The sequence below is a fragment of the Bradyrhizobium sp. genome, assembly GCF_049581145.1.
Lineage (GTDB): Bacteria > Pseudomonadota > Alphaproteobacteria > Rhizobiales > Xanthobacteraceae > Bradyrhizobium.
The window spans coordinates 1-2,450 of sequence record NZ_JBAURI010000679.1 but is presented as its reverse complement, the minus strand read 5'-3'; the positions used below and the strand labels follow the sequence as shown (position 1 = coordinate 2,450).

Genomic DNA, 2,450 nt, shown 5'->3' with positions numbered 1-2,450 from the left:
GCACGCCCGTCAAGGCGGCGCCGTCGGGCCCGCCGGTCGATGCGCATTTCGTCGGCGACAAGGTCTGCGTGACCTGTCACGCCGACTATGCGGCAACGTTCGCCAAGACCCTGATGGGGCGCATCGGCAAGACCTCGCCCGGCAAGTTCGCCTGCGAAAATTGCCATGGACCGGGTTCCCAGCATGTCAAGTTGGGCGGCGGTCGCGGCGTGGGCGGCATCATGTCGTTCCGACCGGACGACCGGTCTCACACCGTCGCGGAAAGCAACGCGGTCTGCCTGGCCTGCCACGAGCGGGGCGGACGGACCTACTGGGAAGGCAGCATCCATCAGACCAGGGATGTCGCCTGCTCCAACTGCCACACCATCATGAAGAGCGTGTCGGTGAAGAACCAGCTCAAGACCGTGTTCGAGCCGGATACCTGCTTCCAGTGCCACAAGGATCGGCGCGCGCAGATGTTCCGTTCGGCGCATATGCCGATCCGCGAAGGCAAGATCACCTGCTCGGATTGTCATAATCCACACGGCAGCGCGACCGAATCCCTGATCAAGGAAGATTCGATCAACGACAATTGCTACAAGTGCCATGCCGAGAAGCGCGGGCCGTTCCTGTTCGAACATGCTCCGGTGCGCGAGAATTGCCTCAACTGTCACGAGGCGCATGGCTCGATCAACGAGTTCTCGCTGAAGCTCTCCCGCCCACGACTCTGCTTCGAGTGTCACGGCTTTGGCCATGGACCGACTGCCGGCATCAACTCGCCCTATACGATGGGTCGGTCCTGCCAGAATTGTCACACGCAGATTCACGGCAGCAACAGTCCCGCAGGCGCCGCGCTACAGCGCTGACGAGGGTGCGGGACCATGACCAGAGCAGAGCGGGATACAACACGACTACCAGGATTGGGTTGGGGGACGGCAATGAAGCGGCGAGCCAGACTGACGAGGACATGTCTAATCGGTGCGGTATTAGGTTGTGGGGGATGGGTCTCGTCCGTCGCGCTTGCTCAGATCGCTGAGGCGGCGGACATACCGCTCAAGGCGCCGGCGCAAGCCGATGCCGTGCCCTATTGGTGGTTCAGCGGTTACGTGGAAGCCGGCGGACGCGACTTCCTCAACGACCCGCTGTCGAACGGCCAGACCGCGGTCTACACCAACAAGAATCTGCCGGTGCCGACCGTCGCACTGACGAATCAGAAGAGCCTCGCCAAATACTACGAATACAGCGATATCAAGCCGGGGGCATTCGGCGATTTCACGATGTCCGTGGGAAGCAAGGACGGCCTCTATCAGGCCGACGTCGGCGGCAAGAATGTCGGTTACGACGATCAGAATTACTACCTGGACTTGTCAAAGGCCGGCCAGCACTACCTCAACCTCGGTTGGGACCAGACGCCGCATCTCTACAGCACCAGCGCCCAGACCCCGTGGCTCGGGGTCGGAACCAATATGCTGACGCTTCCAGCCGGTTGCGCAAGCAAGACCAATACCACCGCCGCGGTGGTGACGGGGGCCAATTGCCTGGGGCCGACCACCGATGTCGGCATCCACCGCGACACCGGTTCGGTGGGCTATCGCTGGACCCCGACCGATGCCTGGGATGTCAGGGCAGATTTCTCCAACATGCATCGCAGCGGCACGCAGGTCGACGGTGTCGTCGGCATGGGACCTGCCGGATTCCCCTACGGTCCGAACCAGGTCATCAAGCCGGTGGATGACACCACCCAGAATTTCGGCGTCAACGGCGAATATGCTGGGACGTCGCCATGGCAGCAGAAATACACCTTCAAGGTCGGCTACCAGGGCTCGACCTACAATGACGGCTTCTCGTCCTATACGGTGCAGAATCCCTACTGCACGGGCAATAGCTGCGAGGTCGCCGCCCTCAGCCCGTTCGACCGGCTGTCGACGCCGCCGAGCAATCAGATGAACGCCGGAACCTCGACCTTGGCCGCCGACCTGCCGTTCAAGAGCCGATATGTCGGCACCGTCAACTACACGTCGATGACGCAGAACGCCGCGTTCATCCCGATGACCGCCAATCCGAATGCGCCCGCGGCGGTGGCCGGCATTCTGCCGACGCTCAATGGCGTTCCGCAGACCAGCCTCAACGGCAACATCGATACGCTGTTGAGCAACAACGTGGTGACCACCAACATCACCCCGGATCTGACATCGAAGGCGAGCTATCGCTATTACGACTTCCAGAACAACACGCCGCAGCTGATGCTGGGCACGCCGGGCAGCACCACCGCGTGGGCCTCCTACGACCAGAACGTGGCAACCGAGCGTGCGATCCAGAGCCTGTCGATCGCCTACATCAAGCAGAACGCCGGCGAAGAGCTGACCTGGCGGCCCACCAGCGCCTGGCATTTCGGCGCCGCCTACGGCTTCGAGCACTATGACTACACTGACGTGGATGCCACCTCGACCTCCGAAAACTCCGGCAAGGTC

General features: G+C 62.1%; 2 protein-coding genes. Both read left to right on the top strand.

Going from position 1 to position 2,450, the window contains the following annotated elements; translation table 11 throughout:
* The coding region (locus WCB02_RS22210; protein WP_423961449.1) for a DmsE family decaheme c-type cytochrome at positions 1-845 on the top strand (845 nt) is incomplete at its 5' end.
* Between the two features lie 72 nt (positions 846-917).
* The coding region (locus WCB02_RS22205; protein WP_423961448.1) for an MtrB/PioB family outer membrane beta-barrel protein at positions 918-2,450 on the top strand (1,533 nt) is incomplete at its 3' end.